We start from the raw sequence: 17,196 nt of genomic DNA, 5'->3' as shown, positions 1-17,196 counted from the left end.
AAAGGACAGTCAAAAGCCAATCACCTCCCTTAGGTGATCGGCTTTTCTCTCGTCTCTCAGCTTGTGAGCTACCCAGCAAAGTCTCTTTCAAACAACTGCTGAATTTTCGCGGCAACATCCTGTTCGTCTGTACCGTCCACTTCAAACGTAATCTCATCTCCCGTCTTCACAGCAAGTGCCATGACACTGAGAATGCTCTTACCGTTTGCCTCTTTTCCGTTATACAGGATTTTGACCGTCGATTGATGCTGATTGAGCAGATGGACCAGAACGGATGCTGGGCGTGCATGGAGCCCCCCACTCACGGTTACTTCCACGGTGATCCGAATCATTGGCTCCCTCCCTTCGCCTGTCGACCTCAAAACATTTACGAACGACGCACACGACTCCATCCTCATCGTTTCCTAGCAGCTTAACCCCATGCCACTGCTTTATGACACTGGCTTGAAAAACTGAGGCAGGTAATCCTTGTGTGCCTCCAGCATTTCATCCAGAATCTGCTTGGCGATTGCATCAGAAGGTACCAACGGGTTGATGGTCATCGCGAGCAGAGCCTGGTGGTAGTCTCCTGTTACAGCCGCTTCAGCCGCGACTCTTTCGAACGATTTGATTTGCTGCACCAAACCGCGTACAGGCACAGGCAAATCCCCAACTGCCAGTGGAATCGGTCCTTCTTTTGTGATCACGCAGTTGACTTCCACCGCAGAATCGTCCGGAATACTTGCGATGGCACCGTTGTTTCGCACATTGACTGGCTGAATATCTCGCTTGTCATTGTAAATCGAGTGAATCAGATTGCATGCGGCCTCGCTGTAATAGGCTCCTCCCCGCTTTTCCAGCTGTGGCGGCTTGATGGACAAGTCCGGGTCTTTGTACAGCTCAAACAGCTCTTCCTCTACCTTTTTCACGACTTCCGCTCGCGTTCCTGACTTTTGCGACTCCTCCAGCTCATGCTCGAGCATCGTGCGGGTCTGGTAGTAATAGCGATGGTATGGGCAAGGCAAGATCCCAAGGGCCTTGATAAAATCTTTGTCCCAGCCCAGATCCAGTATATTTTTCATCGTGATGCTTGATTGATCACCGGAAAGCTTTTCGATGAGCTTTGCTGTCACATTTTCTCCGTCCAGGAACACACCCAGACCAAAAACCATGTGATTGAGCCCCGCAAAATCAATGTGCACGCGTGACTGATCGACGCCCAGGACAGAAGCCACGCCCATTTTCATTCCAATAGGAACATTGCACAGTCCGATGACCTTTTTTCGATTGGTATAGCGCAGCACCGCTTCGGTCACCATGCCCGCCGGATTGGTAAAGTTGATCAGCCAGGCATCGGGGCATAGCTCCTCCATATCCCGGCAAATGTCCATGATGACGGGAATCGTGCGCAGACCTTTGAACAATCCGCCCGGACCATTGGTTTCTTGTCCGATAACACCGTATTTCAGCGGAATTTTTTCGTCCTTTACCCGTGCATCCAGTAAACCGACGCGAATCTGCGTGGTGACGAAATCAGCGCCCTCCAAGGCTTTTCTCCGATCCAATGTCAGATGGATCTGGATCGGCACGCCTGCCTTTTCCACCATGCGCTTCGCCAAAGCACCCACGATTTGCAGCTTCTTTTCCCCAGCTGGAACGTCTACCAGCCACAATTCCCTCACAGGCAGCTCATCGTACCGTTTAATAAAGCCCTCCACCAGCTCCGGGGTATAGCTCGATCCCCCGCCGATGGTTACGATCTTGATTCCACTCACACTCCCGCCCCCTTGCTCTCGTGAATATGGCCGTACATCTCTACGAATTCACTGGCCAGATCCTTGATCGTCATGGCATTCATCACGTGGTCCTGCGCGTGAATCAACAGCATGCTAAGCTCTGTCTTTTCACCCGAGACTTCTTTCTGGATAAAGGCGGTTTGGTTTTGATGGGCTTTGCTGAGCTCCTCTCCTGCCTCGGCCAGGGCATTTTTTGCCCCAGCAATATCCTTGTTCTTTGCAAGCGCGATTGCTTCCATGGCGAGACTCCTCGCGTTGCCACCGTGCAAAATCAATTGGAAAATCATTTCTGTATGATCCACAGTCCATCTCCACCTATCCGATTTCGTTAAAGGTCACGAGCTGTACCCTCTTTTGCTTGATGTATTCCTTTACCTCTGGCGCGGTCAGGATCTGCAGTTCCCGAGTGCGCTGCCTTGCGTAGGAGCTGCCCGTAAGCAGCTCCTCATCCACATAGGCGGGGTGACTCATGATTTCTGCACTCGAGCTGCCTGATAAACCATCTATAATGCCAATCAACGACTCGACGCTCACATCATCTCCGTAAAAACGCGCCGAGAAGCTTTCTGTTGTGCGCACCTTTGGAGTGTGCTCTCCTCTCTCTGTCTCAAAAGCCCACGGGTATCGCACGGGAAGACTGTGGCGCTCAGCCAGACGCAGAACGATTGGCAAAATAGCTTCGCGAGCATGAACATGGTGATGGCTGTCAATGTGAGTAGGCCTTCGTCCCATGCGGAAAAACCGTTCCAGCTGCGCCGTAAACTCTCGCTCCACCTCTTCGGGCGACACATCTTCCAAAGGAGCCTGGCCCCTGCGGAACTTGCCGCTGCTATCCGTAAGTGTCGGTACATGGGACTCCAAGGGCGCTCCGCACGTGAGCACCAGGTGAATACCCATGCCAAGCTTCGGATTTTCTGCTGCCAGTCGAAAAGCATGCTCCACACCGGGCATGTTCATCATCGTCGTGGCAGAAGTAACGATTCCTTCGACATGTGCCTCTACAATGCCTAGGTTGACGCCTTTTGAATACCCGAAATCGTCTGCATTCACAATCAGCTTCATAGCAGATCCTTTCCCCTTGCAAAATTACAGAGCAACTGTTTTATTTTCGGATTGCGACGCTTGCTCTTCTGCCAGCTTTTGTTTATCCCACAGCCTGAAGAACGGATAGTAGATTAATAAAGATACGACGAAGTTAACCAGCTGTAGTACTGCGCCGGATATTTTTCCGCCCGTCGCCAAGTAGCCACTGATGATCGGCGGTGTTGTCCACGGAACAGCGACTCCACTCGGCCTGGCCACCCATCCAAGCTCCATCGCTAAATAAGTGACGATGACCAGAGCAATCGGTGCCAAAATAAACGGGATAATCAGCAGCGGGTTCATGACGATCGGCATCCCGAAGGTCACAGGCTCGTTAATGTTGAAAAGTCCCGGACCGATGGACAGTCTGCCGATGTTCTTCATCTGCTCGCTTCGGGCTCGAAGGATCATGAGAACTACCAACGCGAGGGTCGCGCCTGAGCCTCCTGCGTAAATCCAGAGATCAAAAAATTGCTTCGTGATGACGTTTGGCAATTCGCCAGTCGGGTCTGCCTGGAACACAGCACGATTTTGGTCCATCAGCGAGAGCCAGATCGGGTCCATGACACCACCGACGATAGCCGCTCCGTGCAAGCCAAGCGACCACAGCACCTGCACCAGCAATACGGCAATGATTGCACCGAACATGCTGCTTCCCAGTGCGTTCAGCGGACCGACCAAAAGATCCGAAACGATGTTGTGGATGCTTTGGAACGATGTATTTTCAATGAGGATGCGCAGCAGCCATACGACCAGAATGACGATAGAGGCGGGAATCAGCGCGACGAACGAGCGGGCTACTGCTGGCGGCACACCGTCCGGCATCGTGATGACGATTTTCTTTTGGATGATCTTGCGGTAAATTTCAGTGGACAACAGAGCGAGAATCATGGCGACGAACAAGCCTTTACTACCCATCAGTGCCACAGGAATGACACCGCCTACTTCTACTGCGGTACTCGCTCCTTCTGGGGTAAACATCGTGTTGTACGGTGTGGCAAGCAAGAAAGCCGCCACTGAGATTGCTCCTGCTGACAATGGGTCGACCTTATACTTTTCAGCCAGCCGGTAGGCGACGCCAAAGCCGACAATCAACGCCATGATGTCAAAGGTAGCGTTCACGGGGTACAGCAGCTTGGTCAGCCATTTGTCACCGAAAATACCTGCCATAAAATCGCCGTAGCCTGGGATCGGAATGAAGCCGATGATGAGGAAAAGAGACCCGATAATGAGCAAAGGCATAGTTAAAATGATGCCGTCACGAATCGCCTGCAAATGCTTTTGTTCCGCAATCCGACCAGCTACCGGCATGACGCGGTTCTCCAAAAAAGAAATAAATCCCGCCATACGCACCCTCCTCTATTTTTTAAGACGAAGCGCAAACTCCAGCACATTATTCCCATTCAACGTGCCATAGTCAACCGTGCTGATGACATCCACAGGAATCCCTCTAGCCTCTCCCTCTTTTTTCATTTCCGTAAGCTTGTAGCGAACCTGAGGTCCCAAAAGGAGTACGTCGGCCTGATCAATATGTCTACTGACTTCGTCTGCAGATACCGCCCAGATTTTGGCTTCGAGCCCTTTGTCATTGGCTGCCTGCTCCATCTTCTTCACCAACAAGCTGGTAGACATCCCTGCGTTGCAACACAGCAAAATATTCAAATCCCATTCCTCCCTTCACCTTGATGCCCCTATGTAAAAGCAAGCATCATGCCAAAACACCAAGTATTGTATACGCTTTCATTTCAAGCCTTGTCGTTAGCTGAATCTTACGCCGGGCTACAGGATCGCTGCAAAAAGTGTTTTCGTGAAAACACCTTTGTGTTTCGATTTTTGCTGCGTTACAAACAAAAAATAAAACACTAATCACACTAGTGTTTTATTGTGTAAAAAGAAATTCATGATAAAACACACGTCGTCTTCACGAATGCTGATCTCATATTGATCCTCTATCAGTTGCAGCTCGTGACGAACGATGCTGTACAATCTCCTGTTTTCTGCGAGAAAGCTCTCTTTTTCAGCGTAGTCCACAGTAGGAAGCCCTGCCTTCAGTCGATCGATCAAGCAGCAGACATGCAAATAGGCACCAATCCGGGTATCAAATACGAGTACGTTGTGCAAGCGCTCCTCCATTCGCCCCATACATGCCCTCACATCTCCAAGTACACGCCGACTGTCTACCATGGTTAAATGCTCGCCAAGTGTCTCCACCATTTTCATAAACGCTTCCTCGAGGTCGATCATCTGCTGGATATCCTGCAATGCCTCCCCGTTCAGCACATCGTCCATCCCGTAGCAGCGCAGGTCTTTGTCCAACATGTAGTTACTCACGATGCAGAGTACCTTTCGCTCATTCTTGATCTGCTTTAGCTGGTTGCGTGCCTGCGCTTTGTCGATCAGCTGAAGTGGAATGATTTCCACTAGCTGGTTGTCGTAACGCAAACGGTTCTCCAGCATCCTTTTCAGAAACAACGCACTTCCTTCACCAGACAGGCATGCCGCTACAATCGCTAGAGCCGGAGCAAGCTCTTGGGCAGGCTCCTGTTTGGGCTGCTCCTCGTTCTGTAATACCGTGAGGCTGCTCAAACTGCTGACATCGCGATAAACGTCCTCCAGCGTGTGCCCCAGCATCGCTTTACGTGTGGCTTCGATCACGTGGGGTGTGCTGACCATGGGAATGACCTTTACCGGGATGCCGACTTCCTTTTCAATGATTTCCCCAAAGCCGAGCAGTGAGCCCATATCCACCAGCAGCAAAAGGCCAGCCGCACTCCCGACCTCCCTGGCGAGCTTGATCGCTTGCTCCAGCACTTTCATGTACTCTTCTTCTAGCGGCAGGTCAATCGCCTTGGCGTAATCGGTGACCAGCAGTCGATTTGTCACATCGACCATCGCGGTCGCACCACCGCTGCCATGAGTGATAACCAGCACACCGACCGTTTCCCGCTCCTGCTGCAGACTCTCGTCATCCAGCACAAAGAACATCGTGAGGTAGCCCGCCTCGTCAATAGGCAGGTCCATCAGGATCGCTTCCTCAATCATGCGTACACATTCCAGCGCCACTGCAAACTCCTTTTTGTATTTGATACGGACGCTGTTGATATGCGGATTGATGATTTGCTTGCCGTGAGCGAGACGTTCCTTGGAGGTCTGAATATGGAGCGCCAGACCGAAAATCACTTTTTGGCTCAAAATCTTGCCAAGCCTGGCTTCAGCATAGCGGACGATCTCCTCCACGAGATTGACGATGATCGGATCAATAATGCGCGACATGTCCTCTTTATTGATGCGCTTGTTGACCCCTTTGATGAACCGGGTGAAGTAGTTCTCGATGTCAAATTCCAGTTCTTCCTCACTGACTCCCTGATTGCGCAGCTCCTGAATTTTTTGCTCGATCTTTTCATAGACGCTGTTCGCTGTATCCTCCGTCTCCCGCTCGATCGAAATGCTGTCCTGTGTCGGCTGTACAACGAAGCTCTTGTGTTCCTTCCCCACCAGCTCCTCCAGCGCCGCTTTACGCTCTTTTGCGAGCAGCAACCCTTGCTTTACGTGGTGCGGCAAATCCTGGACCGACACCTGCAGCTGCTTTTTCTTCAAAGAAATAAAATCGGCGTAAGCGCTGGCGCACGTAAGCTGAATATCTGTTTTCAGCTGGCCGATGTTGTTCGGGCAGTGATAAGACAAAAAGGCGTGGATGGCACTCGCTGATATTTGAATCTCGCGCCCTAAGCGAAAGGCCTCCTCTCGAAAAATATTGATCAAAATACCAAACCGCTCCTCCATACCCCGCTCGACGAGGGAAGGCAGCTTGATTACCATGGGGATGCGTCGAATAAACGTTTTGAGCAGGCTCGACTCTGGATTTTCCGTCGTTGCCGAAATGATCTGCACCTGTGCGGTTCGCTCGACCTCCGTCTCTCCTACCCGGCGAAAGGTTCCTTTGTCCATAAAGGTGAAAAAGATCTCTTGTCCTTCTGCGGGCAGCCGATGAACCTCATCGAGAAACAGAATGCCGCCATCGGCTTTCTCCACCAGTCCTCTCCGGTCGTTTTCCGCGCCGGTATACGCTCCCTTTTTCACTCCAAACAGCTGGCTGTACAAGAGCTGCGGGTTGTTTGCGTAATCAGCACAGTTGAAAACAACGAATGGCGCGTCTTTGTCCAATCGTCCAATATCGATGGAAAACTCATGGATCAGACCGGCAAATCCGGACTTGCCGACCCCCGTCTCGCCCAGAATCAGGCAATGCATTCCTCGTGGCGGATACAACACTGCTGCCTTTGCCTGCTCGATAGGCGTCAGCAGGCTTTTATTTCCCTTTGCCAGCCTGTCCAGCGCGGTTTCTGTATTGTACAAAGTTTCACTCGTTTGCTTGGCAAAAAACAGCGTAGGCCTGCCGTCTGCTTTTTCGATCTTGCCTGCCTTCCACAGCTTGTTCAAATCGCTGCTCACGTTGGCACGACTAAGCCCGAGCATCTCAGCCAATTCACTGGCACTGATTTTCTTACCATGGCCAAAATCCAAAAATTTCTGATAAATTAAATCCAAACGCTTCACGCTATCACCTGCCGTTGCGTAGATGGCACGATCGCCTCATTTCGAATTCATTTCAACACGAAAGAAAGAAAACCTCCCTTACCTGACAATATGAAGATAGAGCATAGGCAATTCCAGCGAAAAAACCAGCTAGCCTCACAAGCAGGCAGCTGGTTTGAAATGAATCCTTATACATTTACTTGTTGAATAGCTTGTCTCATTCCCAAGGTATTTGCCGTCAGTACCGTTGTAGCTTCGTGCACATGCTGCATCATACCCAGCTGTTTATTTGACATAGACTGAATTTGCTGCGTCTGACCGGACACTTCGCTCGCGATATGGGCAATACTGCTGAATTGAGCGACGACTTCCTCAGAGCCTGCCGATAGCTGCTCTGTTGTAGCCGATACCTCCATTATCTGCTCGCTAACCAGGCCAAATGCTTTTACGGCATGCAAAATCGACTGTTCTGCATCCTGTGACAGCTGGACTCCTGCCGCAACTTCCTGGGCGACCACTTCCATCTCTTCGCTAATCGAAGCCGATTGTATCCCAATATGACTAAGCAAATCCGTAATTTGCAAGACCGTCTTCGCGGAGGCGTCGGCCAGCTTGCTGACTTCTTTGGCTACTACCGAGAAGCCCTGTCCATGCTCCCCAGCTCGCGCCGCTTCAATCGTCGCATTGAGTGCAAGAATCTTCGTTTGATCCGTAAAGCTCCGAATCGATTGCAGCGCTTTCTCGATCTCATCTGTATTGCCCTTCATTTCCCTGGCCAGATGCAGTGTTTGCTCGGCCGAGGTAGCGATCCCACGGATTTGGTGGTTCATGCGTTTCATGGCATCGTCACCCGAACGCGCCATTTCGAGAGCTTCGACGGAAGCCGAGGATACCGTCGAAGAGGATTCAGCGATCCGCGTAATGCCCAAAGCGATTTCCTCCATTGCCATGACGCTGTCCTCGGCACTCTTTTTCTGGGTGTTTGCCCCTTCGTAAATCGTCCTCACCGTTTCACTCATGCTTTTGCCCATCTCCAGCATCCGGTTGGCACTGGTTGCAAACTCTCCAGAGGATGTCACTAGTTGATCCGACGTTTGTTCCATATTCATGACCAGTCCACGTACCCTCGCATGCACATTTTCAGACATGATCAGCATGGCCTTGTAAACGCTTCCGATCTCGTCCACCGAACGAACGGGATTCTCACGCAAAATATCATGCGCTGCTGCCAAATCGCCTGTAGCCATTTTTTCTGCGCTCAGCTTCACGATGTGCAAGGGTCGCAGTGCCTTTTGGATAAACCAGACAATGACCCCGATCGCTGCCACCATAATCGCCAGGATGAGGGCATAAAAGGGCAAGCTCTTCTTCATGACATTTGCCGCCAGCTGCTCAAACACAGCCGCATCTGTATCGATGCCCAGAGCGCCGATCACTGTTCCGCTCGCATCCTTTACGGGTACATACGCGGATAAATAGGAGCCGTACTCCGGATTATCAATCACCGGAGAGCTTGCCTGTTTGCCCGCCATGACTTCCTGGACTGCATCTGGAGGCATATCCGTTATTTCGTCGATGGGAGACGCATCCGGATCGTTTGGCGGTCTTCCATCGATCATGATATGCGGAACCTGATTCTCAGCAAAGCGTACAAAATAAACATAACGCGCGCCAATCTGCGTACGGAAAACGTCAAGCTCGTGGCGCAGCGACCAATACAGATCCGTTTCTTCTGGCTGCTTCAGAAACTCGGCATATTGCCCCGGCTTCATCCCGGTCGCGTAGCTTTCTGCGATGCGAATGTTGTAGTTATTGATCCCCTCTTCGACCGCAGATTTGGTCTGTACCATCTGGATCGCCAAATTGCCCGCCGCAATAAGAAGAAGGACCAGTATAATTACGAACAAAATGCGGACAATCAGATGCTTTTTCATGAACATGGCCATGGATGAGCTTCTCCTCCGTGAAATATTGTTGCAATGACTCGATTTTACACGATTTCTGTCGACAGCGATATTCCGAATATTACTTGCACCTGTGACAATTCTGAAAATAAAGCTTGATTGAGCTTTATTAGGAAACAAATGCAGATAAGGCTTCCCCCTCAATGGTACGGTATAATAGATCTATCTAAACGACAGGAGAACAACCTACCATGATGGTTTTCATCTTGTTTACCCTATGGGCTCTCGGTCTTCTCGTCCTGTTTACAGACCCACGGCGCACTTCAATCCGCTGGGCAAGCGCTACGGCATTTGTCGGGGCAGGAGGCTTTTTCTCGGCAGTCATCGATGAGATGATTCTGCCTCATTGGGTAGACGTTTTCGCTCTCCACCCCCAGTGGCAGAGTGCCCTGGTATGGCTGAGCAGAAGCTCTTCCTTTCTCACACAGACCGGACTTCCTTTTACTTTTTTGCTGTTTGCCATACATTCTTTTGAGGCATTCTCTGTCAAAATCAAAGGAATCCTTCAATACGCTGCTCTGATTCCGCCTCTGATCATGCTGGCGATTACACCGATTTATCCAGTGCTGACGTTCAACTACTGGATCATGGTGGCATGGGTGATTCCGTACTATTTGCTTGCCTGTATCTTGCTCGTGCTGCAATACCGTCAGGAAAAAGACCCGTCGGTAAAGAAAAACAGCTTTTTCACCAACATTCTGATCATCATCCCGCTCTTTTTCGTCTTTCTTTTCATTTACGTCATGCGGATTCAGAATGATTATGAGGCGTGGCGCTACAACACGCTCGTGGTCATCGTTCAATTCGTTCTGATTGTTGCCATCAGTTTGAAATACGGCTTCCTCGGTGTCCGCCTTCGCGTAGAAAAAAGACGTCTGGACAGCACCCTGCGAGCACTGACCTCCGGGGCGCAGATCATCAACCATACGATCAAAAATGAGGTAGGCAAGATTTCGCTGTACGCAGACCGCATCGAATCGTACGCCGATGACACCAACCAGCCTGGCTTGAAGGAAGATGCGGCCGTCCTGATTCAGTCATCCCAGCACATCCTGGATATGATGAACCGCATTCAAGGCCAGCTCTCCGACATCGTCCTGCAAGAGAAGACCGTACAGCCAAGTCAAATCATCCTGCAGGTCGTCCAAACACTCGAACCCTATGCAATCAAACAGCAGGTAGAAGTCGTGACCGAGCTGGATGAGACTCTGAGAGTGAGCTGCGATCCGGTGCAGCTGCGAGAAATCTTGACCAATCTGTGCATGAATGCTTTAGAGGCGATGAAATCAGGGGGCACTTTGCACTTGCAGCTGTTCCTGTCCAAAAAACACCTTGTCGCTGCCATTACTGATACAGGCACAGGCATTTCCAAAGAAAATCTGCCACATGTGCTGGATCCTTTCTTCTCTACGAAAAAGACCAGCCAAAACTTTGGTCTGGGCTTGTCCTATTGCTACAACGTCATGCAAAAGCACCAAGGAACGCTGGAAATAACCAGTGAGCTAGGGAAGGGAACAACGGTGTTTCTCTTATTTCCGAAAAAACGTGTAGAAGGGGGGAACTGGTAACTCATGGAGACGATTCGCGTATTTCTCGTAGAAGACGATCCGATCTGGCGCAAAGGATTAGTCGACTTTTTGAGCAGGGATCAGGAGCTGCAGGTCATTGGCGAAGCTGGCACCAAAGAGGACGCGATCCAGCAGTTTTCGGCTGCGGACACTGACGTCGTCCTGATGGATATCAATCTCACGGAAAACAACCTGGACGGCATCGAGACGGCCCTCGCTCTGCTCCAGCTCGCACCTGACTGTAAAATCATCATGCTGACTTCGCTAACCGCCGAGGATGTGATCGTCGAGTCCTTTTCCGCAGGAGCCGTCAACTACATCAGCAAGTCCAGCTTCAAGGAAATTCCGGACGCGATCCGCGCTGCTCATCTGCGGCAATCGGCTATTCATCCAACGGCGGCGGCAGCTTTGCGCAACGAATTTTTACGGATGAAAAATGAGGAGAACCAAAAGCTGCTCTCCCCCGCTGAAAAGGAAATTTTGCAGCTTATCCATCAGGGACATACCCAAACCCAAATCGAGCAAGCGCTGCATATCACCAAACGGACCATCAAGAACCACATCAACCGCATCCTCAAAAAAATGGGCGTGAAAACCAGCAAGGAAGCCGCCGCCAAAGCCAACCAGAAAAAGCTGTTCTAGCAAGCTTTGGCGCGATTTCCGCTCCCTTTGGCTGCTCGTCCCAGTAGGCACTAAGACCAGGTACCAATGAAAGTTGGTACTTTTTTTACACCCCCCGCTCTTTACAATGAAAGCTAACAGATACGCAATTATTTATTGTAAAGGTGTGGTCTACATGTTTCTCATTCATGCCTTCCTGAAAGCTGTTCTGCTGCTTTGGTTCCGACCTCGCGTCCAGGGCATGCACAAAATCGATCTTTCCCAGCCATCGATCATCATACCCAATCACGTCTCTCTCATGGATGCTGTGCTCCTGTCGTTTTGTCTGCCAAAGGGAGCGACCTTCGTCGTCAATACGGATATCGCCAAAAAATTTGCCTTCTTCTTGCGCTTTCGCAAGCACATTGCAGTCGATCCGCTCAATCCGTATTCGATTCGCCACATGCTGCGCGTCATTCGCAGCGGCGAAACGCTGGTCATTTTCCCGGAAGGCCGCATCACCACCACGGGCGGCTTGATGAAAATTTACAGCGGCGTCGGCTATCTCGCCCTGCGGACTGGCGCTACCGTCTACCCTGTCGCCATCAATGGCCTGGAACGCTCGGTTTTCTCGTACTTGAAAGGAAAGCTGCGCCTCCTCTGGTTCCCGGATGTCACGATCGCAGTCGGTACACCGTTCACCATCGAGCGCAAGGAAACACTGTCTATGCGTGAACAAAAAGCATCCGCCAGCGATTTGATTTTACGCACCCTGCAAAACGAGCTGTTCCAAAGCCGATTGAAGCAAAACGTCAATCTGTTTGATGAAGTGCTGGAGGCAGCCCGCGTCAATGGCTCCAAGCTGGAAATCGCCAAGGACTTGGGAGCTGCGATCAACTACCGCACACTTTTGATCGGCAGCTATCTGCTAGGTGACAAACTGAAGGCGCAGTTGTTTGGAAAACCAGTCGTAGGCGTATTTCTACCGAACTCTGTTGGTCATCTGATTACTTTGCTGTCGCTGTTTCGCATCGGCAAAACACCCGCGATCCTGAACTTTTCTCTGGGGGCCCGCTCCTTGCTGGAATGCTGCGAAACAGGGCATATCGATACGATCCTAACATCGCGTGTCTTCATCGAAAAAGGAAAGCTGGAGCACGTGATTGCCGGGCTGGAAGAAAAAATGAACATCGTGTATCTGGAAGACCTGAAAGCCTCGGCTACTGCTTTTGACAAAGTCTCTGCCCTGATCCGCTTTGTGACCAAGCAAAAAGCACAGGCGCTCGAAAACGAACTGATTCTCTTTACCTCCGGCAGTGAAAGCAAACCAAAAGGCGTGGTCCTGACACATTCCAACCTGTACGCCAACATCCAGCAGGTAACCAGCGTCATCGACATCACGTCACGCGACAAGTTTTTCAATGCCCTGCCGATGTTTCACAGCTTTGGACTGACAGCTGGCACGCTCTTGCCCGTCGTAAAAGGCATCCCGGTCTTTTTGTACCCCAGTCCGCTGCATTACAAAGCAATTTCGGAGCTGGTGTACGATCAGAATGCGACGATCCTGTTTGGGACCTCGACCTTCATGGCTGGCTACGGACGGATGGCTCACCCGTACAACTTCTACTCGCTGCGCTACGTATTTGCAGGCGCTGAAAAGCTGAAGGACGACGTGCGCAAGCTATGGATGGAGAAGTTCGGGGTACGCATCTTTGAAGGCTACGGCGCGACTGAGACGGCTCCTATCCTGTCTCTGAACACACCACTGGCAAACAAACCGGGAAGTGTAGGGCGTCTGATGCCGGGAATGTCGTACCGCCTGGACCCGGTCGAAGGGATCGAGGCAGGCGGACAGCTTTTGGTCAAAGGACCGAACGTCATGAAAGGCTACATGATTCACGGGAAAGGCTTTTTGCCCGCAGAGGAATGGTATCAAACGGGGGATTTGGTCGAAGCCGATCGGGATGGCTTTTTGACCATCAAATCTCGCCTGAAGCGCTTTGCCAAAATCGGAGGCGAAATGGTATCGCTCAATCTCGTCGAAGAGCTGGCGATGGAATGCTTTGGCCACTCCGGGTTTGCCGCTATCTCGATCAATGACCAGCGCAAAGGGGAGCGCATCCTGCTGTACACTACGGATGAAACAGTACAGCTAAACCAATTGCGCACCTATCTGACCGAAAAGCAATACTCGCCGCTGCTCATACCCGGCGCCGTCAAAGGGATTTCTGCACTCCCGCTCTTGGGCAGTGGAAAAACAGATTACGTCAGTCTGAAACAGCTGGCGGAAAGCGAGAGGGAAAAATGGTGAAGCTGCGATTACAACCTTTGCAAGCCTTGTATTTTACTCAATTCCTATCTGCCTTTGCCGACAACATGATTTTGTTTGTAATCGCCAACCTGCTGCGGGAGAACGGCTTTTCTCCCGCCATGCTCGCACTCGTATCCATTTCCTTTTTTCTTCCGTACATCCTTCTCGCTCCACTCGTTGGTCCTTTCGCCGACAAGCATCCCAAATCGTTTGTGCTCGTCATCGGCAACCTGATCAAAGCGCTCGGTGTCATTCTTCTCTTTGTCATCGATCACTCGAGCATTCTGCTGCTGATGCTGAGCTATTTTATCGTAGGGGTCGGCGCTGTCGTGTACTCCCCTGCCAAATACGGGATTTTGCCGGAGCTGACGAGCAACGAGCAAGAGCTGTTCCGGGCCAACGCCCGCATCGAAGGCTACACGATCATCGCCATTTTGCTTGGGATCGGAGGAGGCGGAGCTGTCGCTTCCATGACCGCTCCCCTCATCTCCTCGGCCATTTGCCTGTTGCTCTATCTGCTTTCGCTAGCCATGACCTTCTTTATCCCGCGTATGGCGGGTAACGCTTCGATTCGCTACGGTACCGAAGCGCGACGCTTCATTGCAGATTTTGCCGTGCTGATGAAGCGCCCTGATACGCGGTTTTCCCTGGTGGGAACCGGCTCGTTCTGGATGAGTTCCGCCGTGCTGCGAGTCGCGCTGATTGCCTGGATTCCTGTCGCACTGGGAATCGACCCGCAAAGCTTTTCCGTATCCCTTATTCTCGCGACCACGTCGATTGGAATTATCGTCGGAGCGTTTTTGGCTCCCAAGCTGATCCCGTTGAAGAAATTCACGCGATCACTGAACTACGGCTTCGGGATGCTCCTGATCATCGTCCTGTTCCCTTGGATTCATGTCACCGCTGTCGCCATCTGTTTCCTGCTGCTCGTCGGCTTCATGGGTGGTGCCTTTATCATTCCTATGAATACCATTCTGCAGGAGGAAGGAAAGACACTCGTTGGCTCCGGCAAGACGATCGCGATTCAAAATCTGGTAGAAAACATGCTGATGGCCGTGGGCTCCGGCATTTACTACCTGATCGTCTATCTGGGTGTTTCCATCTCAGGTGCAATCGTTGGGCAGGGCTTGCTGCTGCTGGTGTTTCTTCTCTACCTGGCAGGTCAACGAAAGAAATTGGTTGGCTAGCCCAAGGTCTTCTCTTAGAAAACTTGGCTGCGCCAAGCCTTTTGCACCCAAAGGGTACAGGTCTCCGCCTTAGTTGCACTTATACTGGAGAAGAATCTTATAAATTCTACTGTACAAGCAAAAACCGCGTCCCTCAGTTGGAGGACGCGGTATTCTGGTGTTCTCGTGCTTTATTTTTGCGGTACGGCAGCTGCTTCTGGTGCCGGTGCAGCTACTTTCACGGCCTCGTTCAGCAGGTGATAGAATTCGCCTTTCGTTTTTACGTTGGCAAATTTGCTTGCGTCTACCTTTGCCTTCGCTGAAAGCTCGGCGATTTCTTCCTTGGTCACCGCATCTTTGATGTTGATCGATGCGATGTTGGTGTACTTGCCATCCTCGGTTTTCGGTACGCTCAGGATGCCTGCGTTGATCAACGCTACAACATCGGCACGCTCAGGTGCGGTCGTATCCACTCCAATGATCTTCCAATTGTTTTGGACGGTCGGCTCGTACACGCCTTTTTTCACTTCTTTCAGGTAGGCGATGGCACGGTTGCGGATGGTACCTTGTGTTTCCCCAAAAGCACTCTCTGCCTTGGAAGACCAGAGCTGCTCAAACTTGCGGCCTTCCAGCGCTCCGCCCTTTGCCTGCAGAGCTTCCATGCGGTACGCATTCATACCCAGCTTCAAAACATCCTCTGGCTTGATCGGTGTCTCGTCCATTTTGCGCAGGTTGGTGATTCGGCTGCCGTACGGCTTGGACAGATCGATCTCGTATTTCACGTTGCCGAAGAAGTCGTTTGTGCTGTATTTGGAAGCGCGGCGTTTGCTGTCAAAGCTTACGGTCACATCTCCTGGACGAGTCGTATTGAAGTAGCCGACTGCCCACTCCATATAGTCCTTCAGGTCTTTACCTGTTACTTTGTATACCGTGATCTCACCGCCAGCGTACTGGTAGTTGTAGGCGATGTCCTTTTTCTTGATCGGACCGATGTCGAGCTTGGCTTTGTCGTTGTCGATCTGGTGCGCGACCACGTCCGCCTTGCTGTAGTAGAGCATGACTTCATGGAAGAAATCAGACAAAGGCGTCTCTTGAATCTGCACGGTCGGGATGCCTTCGATCTCGTTTTTCTCTACCATGTTCATGCCTTTGAGCTCTGCTACGACGATGTTTGCATCGGCACGTGCAAATTCGTGGAACGGCTGCAGTTTGGCTTCGAGTCCAGGATCAGAAACGGCAGGAGTTCCGTCTGCTCCTTTTACAGGTACTGCAGTCGCTTCCTTGCTTTTCAGCACGACCTTGCCGTCTTTCTTTTCAAAGGACAAGTCGATGCGGGAGAGATGGGTGCCGTATTTGTCTGGTTCGGTGATGAGCACGCCATTGATCTCTTCTTTTTTCACCAGCTTGTGCATGTGACCAGCGAAAATGGCGGTCAGCTCAGGTACTTCGTTGGCGATGTCTGCTACACCGGTTCCCGGAATGCCGTTTTCATTTTCGATCCCCATGTGCATGAGACCGATCATGACGTCTACTTTGCCTTTCAGCTCTTTTACTGCCTTTTTGGTTTCTTCGACCGGATTTTTCACAACGAGTCCGTCCAGGTGATCGGTTCCCTTTTCAAAGTCAGAGATCATCGGCGTATCCATGCCGATCACACCGATTTTGATCCCGTCACGCTCGACGATTGTGTACGCTGGCAGGAAGCGCTCGCCGTTTTCTTTATAGATGTTTCCTGCGAGCACAGGACCCTTGTATTGGCTGCTGATCTTGTCCAAAATATCGAGCCCGAAGTTGAACTCGTGGTTTCCGAACGCCCATGCGTCGTAGCCCATTTCGTTCATCGCTACCATCATCGGAGACTCTGGCTGGTCGTTGAACAGCTCTGCGGAGTTGTCTTGAATGGAGTCACCTGCATCCAGCAATACCGTGTTCGGATTCTCTTTGCGAATCTCTTTGATCATCGTAAAGAGCTGTGTCAGACTGCCGTTTGGATTTGGACCATCCAGCGCATAATCCCACGGCATGAATCTACCATGGATGTCAGATGTGCCGAGCAGTGTGATTTTTGTTTCCGCTGCTGCTGGCGCTGGCGTTGCTGCTGCCTGTGCTGGTACCGACGCGCCTACGAACGCGCTGCCCATCAGCACAGTCGACATTGCCAGACCCAGCAACGTCTTCCCTACTTTGGTTCCC

Annotated in this window: 13 protein-coding genes; 4 read left to right on the top strand and 9 right to left on the bottom strand. The window is 51.3% G+C overall.

Annotation, left to right across the window (positions count from 1 at the left end; all coding sequences use genetic code 11):
- Positions 1–68 precede the first annotated feature (68 nt).
- The 8 genes from ACLIN2_RS28465 to ACLIN2_RS28430 form a co-directional block, all read right to left on the bottom strand.
- On the bottom strand, positions 69–332 hold the full coding sequence (locus ACLIN2_RS28465; protein WP_092268436.1) for an HPr family phosphocarrier protein: 264 nt from the start codon (positions 330–332) through the stop codon (positions 69–71).
- 99 nt (positions 333–431) lie between these two features.
- Complete coding sequence (locus tag ACLIN2_RS28460; RefSeq protein ID WP_411502818.1) at positions 432–1,754, bottom strand: 6-phospho-beta-glucosidase; 1,323 nt, start codon at positions 1,752–1,754, stop codon at positions 432–434.
- On the bottom strand, positions 1,751–2,062 hold the full coding sequence (locus ACLIN2_RS28455) for a PTS lactose/cellobiose transporter subunit IIA (RefSeq protein ID WP_411504610.1): 312 nt from the start codon (positions 2,060–2,062) through the stop codon (positions 1,751–1,753). The genes ACLIN2_RS28460 and ACLIN2_RS28455 overlap by 4 nt, the downstream gene beginning before the upstream one ends.
- Before the next feature lie 28 nt (positions 2,063–2,090).
- The gene (gene chbG, locus ACLIN2_RS28450) at positions 2,091–2,837 is read right to left on the bottom strand and encodes a chitin disaccharide deacetylase (protein ID WP_411502817.1); all 747 of its coding nucleotides are present in this window, start codon (positions 2,835–2,837) and stop codon (positions 2,091–2,093) included.
- A 24-nt stretch (positions 2,838–2,861) separates the two neighbouring features.
- Positions 2,862–4,205, bottom strand: a complete 1,344-nt coding sequence (gene celB / locus ACLIN2_RS28445) for a PTS cellobiose transporter subunit IIC (RefSeq protein WP_092268440.1) — start codon at positions 4,203–4,205, stop codon at positions 2,862–2,864.
- Positions 4,206–4,217: 12 nt separating this feature from the next.
- A complete protein-coding gene (locus ACLIN2_RS28440; protein WP_092268441.1) occupies positions 4,218–4,520 on the bottom strand; it encodes a PTS sugar transporter subunit IIB in 303 nt (100 codons plus the stop codon).
- Positions 4,521–4,724: 204 nt separating this feature from the next.
- The gene (locus tag ACLIN2_RS28435; protein ID WP_411502816.1) at positions 4,725–7,415 is read right to left on the bottom strand and encodes a sigma 54-interacting transcriptional regulator; all 2,691 of its coding nucleotides are present in this window, start codon (positions 7,413–7,415) and stop codon (positions 4,725–4,727) included.
- Between the two features lie 167 nt (positions 7,416–7,582).
- Positions 7,583–9,340, bottom strand: a complete 1,758-nt coding sequence (locus ACLIN2_RS28430; RefSeq protein WP_411502815.1) for a methyl-accepting chemotaxis protein — start codon at positions 9,338–9,340, stop codon at positions 7,583–7,585.
- 209 nt (positions 9,341–9,549) lie between these two features.
- Between ACLIN2_RS28430 and ACLIN2_RS28425 the strand changes: the two genes are divergently transcribed.
- The 4 genes from ACLIN2_RS28425 to lplT all read left to right on the top strand — a co-directional run bounded on the left by ACLIN2_RS28425 (position 9,550) and on the right by lplT (position 15,024).
- On the top strand, positions 9,550–10,926 hold the full coding sequence (locus ACLIN2_RS28425) for a sensor histidine kinase (protein WP_400583500.1): 1,377 nt from the start codon (positions 9,550–9,552) through the stop codon (positions 10,924–10,926).
- Between the two features lie 3 nt (positions 10,927–10,929).
- Positions 10,930–11,568: a response regulator gene (locus ACLIN2_RS28420; RefSeq protein WP_400583503.1), complete on the top strand. Its 639-nt coding sequence runs from the start codon at positions 10,930–10,932 to the stop codon at positions 11,566–11,568.
- Between the two features lie 154 nt (positions 11,569–11,722).
- Positions 11,723–13,837, top strand: a complete 2,115-nt coding sequence (locus ACLIN2_RS28415) for an AMP-binding protein (RefSeq protein WP_411502814.1) — start codon at positions 11,723–11,725, stop codon at positions 13,835–13,837.
- Complete coding sequence (gene lplT / locus ACLIN2_RS28410) at positions 13,834–15,024, top strand: lysophospholipid transporter LplT (RefSeq protein WP_411502813.1); 1,191 nt, start codon at positions 13,834–13,836, stop codon at positions 15,022–15,024. The genes ACLIN2_RS28415 and lplT overlap by 4 nt, the downstream gene beginning before the upstream one ends.
- Before the next feature lie 170 nt (positions 15,025–15,194).
- On the opposite strand, the gene ACLIN2_RS28405 is transcribed toward lplT, so the two are convergent.
- Positions 15,195–17,144, bottom strand: a complete 1,950-nt coding sequence (locus ACLIN2_RS28405; protein ID WP_411504609.1) for a bifunctional metallophosphatase/5'-nucleotidase — start codon at positions 17,142–17,144, stop codon at positions 15,195–15,197.
- Positions 17,145–17,196: the final 52 nt, after the last annotated feature.

The sequence above is a fragment of the Brevibacillus centrosporus genome, from assembly GCF_046622605.1.
GTDB classification, from domain to species: Bacteria; Bacillota; Bacilli; order Brevibacillales; family Brevibacillaceae; genus Brevibacillus; species Brevibacillus centrosporus.
This window is presented reverse-complemented; position numbering and strand designations above follow the sequence as displayed.